The 10,243-nt window shown below is 44.9% G+C and carries 8 protein-coding genes; 7 read left to right on the forward strand and 1 reads right to left on the reverse strand.

Annotated features, from left to right (window positions below):
* Window positions 1–7: 7 nt before the first annotated feature.
* The 3 genes from ASG85_RS26080 (at window position 8) to ASG85_RS26090 (ending at window position 3,270) form a co-directional block, all read left to right on the forward strand.
* On the forward strand, window positions 8–931 hold the full coding sequence (locus ASG85_RS26080; RefSeq protein WP_063860382.1) for a polyprenyl synthetase family protein: 924 nt from the start codon (window positions 8–10) through the stop codon (window positions 929–931).
* 537 nt (window positions 932–1,468) lie between these two features.
* Entirely contained in the window at window positions 1,469–2,932 is a 1,464-nt protein-coding gene (locus ASG85_RS26085) for a catalase (RefSeq protein WP_060648170.1), read from the forward strand.
* A gap of 65 nt (window positions 2,933–2,997) precedes the next feature.
* Window positions 2,998–3,270: a Fur family transcriptional regulator gene (locus ASG85_RS26090; protein ID WP_057301935.1), complete on the forward strand. Its 273-nt coding sequence runs from the start codon at window positions 2,998–3,000 to the stop codon at window positions 3,268–3,270.
* A 75-nt stretch (window positions 3,271–3,345) separates the two neighbouring features.
* Here the strand turns inward: ASG85_RS26090 and ASG85_RS26095 are convergent, their stop codons facing one another.
* On the reverse strand, window positions 3,346–4,422 hold the full coding sequence (locus tag ASG85_RS26095; RefSeq protein ID WP_060648171.1) for a DctP family TRAP transporter solute-binding subunit: 1,077 nt from the start codon (window positions 4,420–4,422) through the stop codon (window positions 3,346–3,348).
* A gap of 117 nt (window positions 4,423–4,539) precedes the next feature.
* Here ASG85_RS26095 and ASG85_RS26100 point away from each other — a divergent pair, with 117 nt between their 5' ends.
* The 4 genes from ASG85_RS26100 (at window position 4,540) to ASG85_RS26115 (ending at window position 9,802) form a co-directional block, all read left to right on the forward strand.
* Complete coding sequence (locus ASG85_RS26100) at window positions 4,540–6,138, forward strand: sensor histidine kinase (protein ID WP_321166607.1); 1,599 nt, start codon at window positions 4,540–4,542, stop codon at window positions 6,136–6,138.
* Window positions 6,116–6,832: a response regulator gene (locus tag ASG85_RS26105; RefSeq protein WP_060648177.1), complete on the forward strand. Its 717-nt coding sequence runs from the start codon at window positions 6,116–6,118 to the stop codon at window positions 6,830–6,832. Before ASG85_RS26100 ends, ASG85_RS26105 begins: the two co-directional genes overlap by 23 nt.
* 130 nt (window positions 6,833–6,962) lie before the next feature.
* Window positions 6,963–8,387, forward strand: a complete 1,425-nt coding sequence (locus tag ASG85_RS26110; protein ID WP_060648173.1) for an NAD-dependent malic enzyme — start codon at window positions 6,963–6,965, stop codon at window positions 8,385–8,387.
* Between the two features lie 128 nt (window positions 8,388–8,515).
* Window positions 8,516–9,802: a dicarboxylate/amino acid:cation symporter gene (locus ASG85_RS26115; protein WP_060648178.1), complete on the forward strand. Its 1,287-nt coding sequence runs from the start codon at window positions 8,516–8,518 to the stop codon at window positions 9,800–9,802.
* The last annotated feature ends 441 nt before the right edge of the window (window positions 9,803–10,243 follow it).

The following is a 10,243-nucleotide window of genomic DNA, read 5'->3' on the forward strand; positions in this document are numbered from 1 at the left end:
GGAGGAAATGATGCAGGACATCCAGCAGCATATGCATCGTGTTATTGATGACTATATTTATGTAGAAGATTTAAATACTCTGCTTAAATCTTTTATAGATGATAAAGAAAAGGAAAACTGTACATGGTCTAAGATCACGATTTGCACGCACAGGATGTTAGGAGGAGACTCACCTCACATTCATCGACTTGCTGCGGTGACGGAACTGGTCATTCTAACTTTGGATATTATGGATGATTTGCAGGATCAAGATCAAGGTAGTAAGCCATGGATGCGTTGTCCGCAAGCCATTACCTTGAATGCTGTTATGGCGCTGTTCATGGGAGTTCTAGGTGAATTGGGGCACTTGGAGGTCAAAGATAAGCTGCTTGTCGAGGTCAGTAAAATCATTTCGAGATCGGTTAACGGCCAACAAAAAGATATAACCAATGCGATATCAACTGTAGATGATTATCTAATGATGACGCAAGAGAAATCAGGTTCCTTATTCCGGCTTGCCTGTTTCATGGGCTATTCTGCTTTAGAATGCACGGAGGAAACCATTGAACAGATTCATCAATTAGCTGACTGTATTGGCCTTATTCATCAAATTCAAAATGATATGAGAGATCTTGTTCGGTTTGATGTGAAAAACGATTTGATTGGAAAGAAACGAACGCTTCCTGTGTTGTATCTACTATCCATTGAAGATACGGCATTCAGCCAATTGAAAGGTTATTATGAGGGTGAAATTACTACAGAGTTCCTTTTGGAAAAGAAAGAGGATTTTTTGCAAATGATTCAAGATTCCGGATGTATGGAATATGCCCGAATTGTCCAATCGGTTTGCATTCAAAAGGCGGAAGAGATTTATGAGAATTTGCAAGCCATCTCTCCTTGGAAAGAAAGGTTTAAGGAAACTACGTACGGCGATTTTCTGGATGCGGAATAGGTGGTTAAATGCACGCTTTCATGCGTGAATAGATATTTGTTGAATTCCTTGGTCTTGAAGGCTGTTAAGTTCTTCCGCATGTGCGGTGGGACTTAATGGCCTTTTTTTAAGTAAGTGAAGTCATGAGGAACGACGATCCTCTATTTAGTGAAAATGAGCTAGAAATTGAATTAGGCGGAACGTAAGGACTCTATTTCTTGAAATAATGGCAATCTGGAGGAAAAAACTATGAAATAGAGGATCTACGTTCCTCCTAATCCTGAAATTCGGTTGTTTTCGTACAAATAGCGGCTTCACGTTCCTTTAAAAGACACTCACATATCTAAATTGCGGCAATCTGAGGTTAACAGGCGTAGGTAGAAATGAAAGGGATGAGCAGGAGGTTGGAGAAGTGTCCAATTGGAGCCATTAGTCGAAGAAAGAAGAAGATATATGTTATTGACAATGGTTCTCAACTAAAATAAAATAGATATTAGATAATAATTATTATAAATAAAAGAAATTTAAGCACAATCTTACCGACGAAGGAGAATGCAGATGTCCCATAACCGCTTAACTACGAACCAGGGCGCGCCTGTAGGCGATAACCAGAATTCACGGACAGCAGGCCAGAATGGCCCGACGCTATTGGAGGATTATCACTTATTAGAAAAGATCGCTCATTTCGATCGGGAGCGTATTCCGGAGCGTGTGGTTCATGCGCGTGGAGCGGGAGCTTTTGGAACCTTTACAGTTGAGAATTCGATGAAACGATATACGAAAGCGGGCTTTCTAGCGGAAGCGGGTAAAGAAACGGCAGTATTTGTACGCTTCTCCACCGTTATTCACGGGCAAGGGTCACCTGAAACAGCACGCGATCCGCGCGGATTCGCCGTTAAATTTTATACAGAAGAAGGCAATTACGATCTAGTCGGCAATAATCTTCCTGTTTTCTTTATTCGCGACGCGATGAAATTCCCTGATATGGTTCATTCTTTGAAGCCGGCGCCTGACACGAATGTGCAGACACCTGACCGTTACTGGGATTTCATGTCCCTGACACCAGAATCGACGCATATGCTGACTTGGGTATTCTCGGACTACGGCACACCAGCGAATTACCGTGAAATGAATGGTTTCGGTGTTCATGCATTCAAATGGATTAATTCCGTAGGGAATTATGTGTATGTGAAATATCACTGGAAACCGCACCAAGGGGTTCGCAATTTGAGCAAAGCGGAAGCTTCAGCCATTCAGGGCGAGGATTTCAGCCATGCGACAAGAGATTTGTACGACCACATCGATCGCGGCGAATTCCCAAAATGGGATTTGCATGTGCAGTTGCTGCAGCCTGAGGATTTGGACGCTTACGATTTTGATCCGCTGGATCCAACAAAAGTGTGGCCAGAAGATCTTATTCCATTGCAAAAGGTAGGGACAATGACGTTAAACCGCAACGCACAGAACTTTTTTGCTGATGTGGAGCAAGCGGCTTTTGCGCCAAGTGTATTGGTATCCGGGATAGAACCTTCGGAAGATAAGCTGCTGCAAGGCCGACTTTTCTCCTACCCAGATACACAAAGACACCGTCTCGGTGCCAACTACCTGCAAATTCCGGTGAACTGCCCTTATGCAACCGTTCAAAATAATCAGCGAGATGGCGCTATGCAAATGAAGCCGCAGCCTGGAAGTGTGAATTATGAGCCGACCCGCCATACCGACGCACCGAAAGAAGCGGCTGAATTCCGCGACAGCAGCGCTCCGCTTAACGGAACTGTTGGTAGACAAAAAATCGCAAAAACGAGTGATTTCGCACAAGCCGGAGAGACATTCCGCAGCTTCAGCGAGCAGGAGCAAGCGAATTTCATTTCGAATCTGGTAGGCGACCTCTCGTCTGTTCACGAGAAATCGAAATTGCTGGCGATATGTAATTTCTACAGAGCGGATAGCAGCCTGGGAGAAAGCTTGGCAGCTGGCTTGAACGTAGATATTTCGGGATACTTACAACATTTGAACCGCTAATGGCCATCATAAATTAAAATAAATAAGTGAATAAATGCTAATAAATCGAAGAGGAGGTTCCCATCATGGTACAACATGATCTGAATCAAGCGCTGCAGCGGATGCGCGCCAAAAACATACCTTTAACACCTCAGCGGTGTGCAATACTTACGTTTCTTTATGCGCAGGGCAGTTACACGACGGTCAAAGACATATGTGAAGCATTGATCGTTAAATATCCCCATATGAATGCAATGACGGTTAACAGCAGCTTGCATGTGTTTAAACAGCTTGGTTTAGTTAATGAGTTGCCTGTAGTCGGTGCCTCCTTACGATATGAAGCGGCAATTTGTTCGTAAATGGTTGATAATAAGTAAGGCGCTGCAGTGTAAGAAGGGATATTATGGCCTCTTCTCACGCTGCAGCGCCTTTTTTTAGTATAACCCCGATTGCTCTTTAGTGCTCTCGCGTCTGAGTTCGTTCACGGCGTCCATAAGATCTTTACTAAGATAGGACCCAGCTTCTTCATAGACAGGTTCAAGCGCTTGCTGCCATTCATCCCGTTCCTCTTTGGATAGGAGGTGAACGTTCATCTGGCCAATCCTCTGCAGCTCGTTCCATTGTTTACGGTTGACCTCGATCGCATTTTGGTTAGCCCAAACCGTGGTTTCCTGCATGGCCTCATTAATCGTTTTTTGCTGATCAGCGGATAGCTTCTCCCAAAATGCCTTATTCATTAGCACGCCATAACCTAGATAAGCATGATTGCTTATGGTTAGATATTTTTGGACTTGATACATCTTTTTAGAGTAGATGTTCGAAATCGTATTCTCTCCACCGTCGACCAGACCGGATTCCATACTGCGGTAAACTTGGTTAAAAGGAATGGGGACTGTCTTCGCATTCAGATGACGAAATTGGGATTCAATAACCTTGCTAGGAAGAATCCGAAATGTCAAATCTCGAAAATCTTCCGGATGGACGAGCATGCCGCGATTGGAGGTCATCTGCTGAAAACCATTTGCCCAAAAACTTAGACCGATAATGCCTTTTTCTTCAAGTTTGCGCATTAGGATATCTCCGATCTTGCCCCGGAACGCCTTTTCTACAGCCTCTTCATTTTGGAAAGCAAAAGGGAGGTCCATCGCCATCCACTCAGGTACGACCTCGGATATATTAGAGAAGCTTGGCGCAATCATTTGAATGCTGCCTCCCTGCAAAGCCGCAACTTCTTCCGTATCATTGTATAAAGTACTGTTCGGAAACAACTCTACTTTGATGGTGTCATTTGTTTTTTCTTTAACTAATCGGGCGAACTCTTGAGCGGCTAAACCTTTGGGTGTATTCTCCGCTACACTAAAGCTGAATCGGATGACCTTTTGTTGGCCGAGTCCAATCTGCTCATCATCACCCACAAGCGGGCCGTTATTAAATTGCCAGGAAAAACCGAAACCCACCGCTGTCAGGAGGCCGATTAAAATAAACAACGTAATACCGAAAAATGTTCTCATAATGGACCCCCCAGCTGTTGTATATCATAAATTCAGTGTAACATAATGTATGATGATCGTAGAAATAAACGGTAAGCTAGAAAGTAGGTGATGGCTTTGAAGATCAAGGGGCTTCGCATGAATTGGAAAATTACGATCCTGTCGTTCGGTATCGTATTATTTGCGATTTGTATCGGCGGTATCATTTTAATAGGCCGTGTGATTCACCTTCAGGAACAAGAGCTTGGACAGAGACTGCTTGTTACTGCGCGCACAGTTACCCAATTGCCTTCTATCCTCAGCGGGCTTACGGAACAAAGCCATAGGCAGGAAATTAATCCGATCACTGAACGTCTTCGAATCATTAATGACGTTGACTATATTGTTGTTATGGACATGAACGGCATTCGTTGGTCTCACCCGTCATCCTCCCGGATCGGGGAGCTTTCGCAGGGGGAGGACGAGCATGCTGCCTTTGCCGAGCATACGTATCTTTCCAGGGCAAAAGGAGAGCAAGGGACAGCGCTTAGAGCCTTCGTACCTGTCATGAATGAGCAGCACGAACAAGTAGGCGTCGTATTGGTGGGGAAGCTGGTGCCGGGACTAACCGGGATCATTCTCGACATGCGGGGGCAAATTTATGTGACGGTATTTTTATCTTTGCTTTTTGGTGTGTTGGGTTCGTGGATGCTCTCAAGGCATATTAAGGAGCAGATGTTTCGCTTGGAACCTGAGGAAATCGCCCAGCTGCTCGTAGAGCGAACCGCCACTTTCAATGCGATGCATGAAGGCGTTATTGCCATAGACAGCCAGGAATACATCACGGTTTTTAACGATAAAGCCAAAAAAATGCTGCAAATCGAAGGAGAAGTACTGGGACGCCATATTCGGGAAGTGCTGCCGGATACGAGACTTCCGGAAATTTTGCAGCTGAATCATGCTGTTTATAACCAAGAACTGCATGTTGGTCCTGCCCATATTTTGAGTAATCGGGTTCCTATTAAAGTTGGGCATCATACGGTTGGCGCCGTAGCTATTTTTCAAGATCGCTCAGAGGTGACGAAAATCGCGGAAGAGTTGACCGGAGTAAGGGCATTTGTTGACGCACTTCGTGTGCAGAATCACGAATATATGAATAAGCTGCATACCATCGGCGGCTTGATCCAACTTGATCATAAGCAAAAGGCGCTTGATTATTTATTCGAAACGATGGAAGCGCAATCCGAGCTCAGCAGCTTTGTCTCGAGCAAGATCGCGAATGAGAGTGCGGCAGGGTTGCTCTTGGGGAAAATCAGCCGCGGCAGAGAGTTGGGCGTCGATGTCCGTTTGGACCGGGCAAGCAGGCTGGTGCGATTTCCGGAACATTTGGATCAGCACGACGTTGTGGTCATCTTGGGGAACCTGATTGAGAATGCTTTTGATGCCCTGAAGCAGAAGGAAGGTAAGAAAGAGGTCTTTATCAGTATCGAACAGGATGATGAGGTATTATCGATTTTGGTCGAGGATAATGGGAAGGGTATGAGTGAGGAAACCAAACAACGCATGTTTGAGCGAGGCTTCTCCACAAATGCAGGCGAAGGCAGGGGCATTGGTTTGTATTTAATCCATAATATTGTGAACAAATGCGGTGCTCATCTGGAAGTAGAGTCCACGGTTGGCGTGGGGACGAGCTTTATTCTCACATTCCCGATGCATACAAGAGAGGAAGAAACTCATGTACAGAGTCGTACTGATTGAGGACGATCCGATGGTTCTTGAAGTGAACAGACAGTTTGTTGAGAGAGTTCCCGGCTTTGAAATTGTAGGGACATCCTCTAACGGGTTAGATGGTATCGAGAAAGTTCGTGAATTGAAGCCTGACCTTGTAATTCTAGATATCTATATGCCGGGGCAAAATGGAACCGAATTGCTGCAGCAGATTCGAAATGAACAGTTGGACACAGATGCCATTGTCATTACGGCGGCTAATGACATTCCAACGATCCAGCGGATGCTTCATCAGGGGGCCGTGGACTATATCATGAAGCCTTTTAAGTTTGAAAGAGTCCGAGAAGCGCTGGAAAATTACCAAATAATGAAGAGGCGACTAGGTACAGAATCGACATTATCACAAGTTGAATTGGATCAACTATTACACGGTAATAACGGGGGAGAACCGCTTCCTGAATCACCTGCGTTCAGTGTGCAAAGGGATTTGCCCAAAGGCCTGCAAGCACTGACGATGAAACAAGTCATGCTGTTTCTGATGCAGCAGCACAAATCTTTATCCGCGGAAGAAGTAGCCGAGGGCGTTGGATTAGCAAGAGTTACGGCGCGCAGGTATCTGGATTTTCTGGAGAAGAATAAGCAGGTGAAGTTAGACCTTGAATATGGCGGGATTGGGCGCCCGATTAATAGATATGTATGGATGGCAGACGATAAAAGATCATAACTCAAAGTGAAGACCAAAAAGACCATAAGTACCAATATGGTCAAATTCTTCACGCCTTCTTTTGAAAGCGATATCATGAGAACAGAAATAGATGTTATAACAAAGTCTAATATCGCTTGAGGTGAAGAACGTGTCAATCCCATCGGGAGTTAATACAAGTATTATTTTGAGATTAGAATTGGATAAGGATACCGCGTCATTCGGCAGTGTGGCTACGGCCATTAGTGATGCAGGTGGAGATATTATAGCCATTGACGTCGTTAGAACGGATAAAAACATCACGGTTCGGGATATCACGATCAATGTATACGATAACAAGCATACGGAATTGATTGCCGCGGCCATCCGAAAATTGGCGGGAGTGAAAATCGTTCATGTTTCGGATCAAACGTTTCTCCTTCATTTGGGCGGGAAAATTGAAATGAGTCCAAAATATCCTATTAAAAATCGGGATGACCTCTCTAGGGTGTATACGCCGGGTGTTGCCAAGGTGTGCATGGCGATCCACGAAAAGCCGTCGCTTGCTCATACACTTACAATCAAGCGCAACACAGTCGCGGTCATATCGGATGGAACTGCCGTACTTGGTCTAGGGGATATTGGACCTGAAGCAGCGATGCCCGTCATGGAAGGAAAGGCGATGCTGTTTAAGCAGTTAGCAGGCGTTGATGCTTTCCCAATATGTCTGGCTACACAGGACACAGATGAAATTGTGAATATCGTGAAAGCGCTATCTCCGACGTTCGGCGGAATCAATCTAGAGGATATATCTGCACCTAGATGCTTTGAGATTGAACAGCGGCTTATCGAGGAATTGGATATTCCCGTTTTTCATGATGATCAGCATGGTACAGCTGTGGTGCTTTTGGCAGGATTGATTAATGCCGTTAAGATCGTGGGCAAGAAGCTTGAGGATTGCAAAGTTGTGCTTTGCGGCGTTGGCGCGGCAGGAACGGCTTGCACCAAAATGCTGATGGCTGCAGGTGTTCGAAATATTATCGGTGTCGATCGACAGGGTGCTATCACGCGTGATGGCGTTTACGACAATCCGTTTTGGCAATGGTATGCGGAACATACAAATCCTAAGCAGATTCAAGGATCGCTGTCGGAAGTTATTGAAGGAGCAGATATTTTTATCGGTGTATCGGGTCCTGGTGTACTGAAAAGAGCAGACGTCGCCAAAATGGCGGAAAATCCGATCGTCTTTGCAATGGCAAACCCGACGCCGGAAATTCTCCCCGAAGAGGCAGAGCCTTATGTGCGGGTTATGGCAACTGGCCGTTCGGACTACCCGAATCAAATCAACAATGTGCTGTGCTTCCCAGGCTTGTTCCGGGGATTGCTGGATTGCAGGGCATCCAGAGTGACTGAGAATATGAAGCTTGCCGCAGCCAAGGCGATTGCATCGGTTGTTCAAGAGGATGAGCTGAATGAGTCTTACATTATTCCAAGTGTGTTCAATCAATCAGTCGCAGAACGAGTGAGAGATGCGGTTATAGAAGCAGCTTATGAAGACGGGGTCGCCAGAAGACGTAAAGAGAAAGTCCAAGCCTAACGATACAAGGAGAGACTTTGAGCTACGCTCAAAGATCCCTATAATTCCCCACAAAGTGACGCTAAGCTCTGAAGTATATTCCGACTACTTTGCGGGGGTCCCAAATAACTTTAGGAGGAATTAAGATGATGATGAAACTTAGAAAAAACTTAACCCTGCAGGTACTGCTAGCGATTGTGCTCGGGATTGCTGTCGGTCAGTTTTTCCCTCATCAGGGAGAGAGCTTAAAAGTACTTTCCGATGTGTTCGTGAAAATGATCAAGATGGTCATAGCTCCCATTGTGTTCTTTACCATTGTTATCGGGATATCTGGAATGGGTGACATGAAAAAAGTAGGTCGAATCGGCGGCAAGGCGCTGCTGTACTTTGAAGTTATTACTACGTTTGCAATGGTTATCGGCGTAGCTGTCATGTACATCATTCGCCCTGGCGCAGGAATGAGCACGGCTGGTGTGAAGGCCGCAGATGTTGCGAAATATACGAAAGACGCGGCAGCAACTAGTCACGGCTTTGTCGATTTCCTTACAAGTATCGTTCCGGATAACGTGATGGCTGCCTTCTCCAAAGGTGATATGCTGCCGGTTCTATTCTTCTCTATCTTGTTTGGTTTGGCGATGGCTGGTCTTGGGGACAGAGTGAAACCCGTTACGAATTTCTTAGAGAAGATGAATGAAATATTCTTCCGCATTGTAGGAATCATCATGAAGTTCTCTCCAATTGCTGCTTTTGGTGCAATGTCTTATACGATCGGTAAATTCGGCGTTCATTCCTTGTTTTCTCTCGGTAAAATGATGGGGTCCGTCTATATAACCATGGCATTGTTCATCTTTATTGTGCTCGGATCCATTTGTAGAATGTATGGGTTTAGCTTAATTAAGCTTTTGCGTTTCATTAAAGAAGAGCTGCTGCTTGTATTAGGAACATCATCGTCCGAATCCGCATTGCCGCGCGTTATGGAAAAGCTAGAGAAGTTTGGCGCATCTAAGTCCGTTGTAGGTCTTGTTGTTCCTACTGGTTATTCATTCAATCTTGATGGTACATCGATCTACTTATCTATGGCAGGGTTATTCATTGCGCAAGCCTATGGTATTGAACTAAACTGGATGCAGGTACTGACCTTCATGGGCGTACTGATGCTAACTTCAAAGGGTGCTGCGGGCATTACCGGATCAGGCTTCGTCACACTGGCGGCCACAATTGCCGCAATTCCGAACAATGTCATTCCCATTGAAGGCATGGCGCTTCTGATTGGGGTGGACCGGTTCATGTCCGAAGCGAGAGCAATTACGAACATTATTGGTAATAGCGTAGCGACAATTGTGATTGCGAAGAGTGAAAATCAGTTTAATGCAAATCCAGAAGAACCAGATATGTCGCTACAAACGGGGGCTGTGAAAGAAGTTTCTGCTGTGTAAAATGGTTAAAAGAGGGTATTCCATTTGACGGAATGCCCTCTTTTTATTTTTTTGGGGTTAGAGGGAAAGGCAGAGCTTACCACCTATAATGCCTCCTCCCAACTGGTATTCAAAACGCCAAAATTCGATTTTTAGATTCTTTCAGTTTTTGTGAGGGCAAATGGGCTATAGTGGTTGTCAGTGTTGTAGTTTATACAACAATTCAGATGCCAAAAGGCTATTTGGTAACTTGAAGTTGTAGTTTGCACAACATTTTGAGCCCATTTGGTGCGAAATGGCCTGAATAGGACCAAATTGTTGTACGTTATGCAACAACGATGGAATGAAGCGAGATTTCGGCAGTAATTCGGTCTAACCCCCTAATACTGGACACTAGTCGACTAAAGCAACAGATTACTTATTAAATTGCGAGTTTAAACGGCTTTACTTCATTTTTCTTTA

It is taken from the genome of Paenibacillus sp. Soil724D2 (assembly GCF_001427935.1).
Taxonomy (GTDB): Bacteria; Bacillota; Bacilli; order Paenibacillales; family NBRC-103111; genus Paenibacillus_E.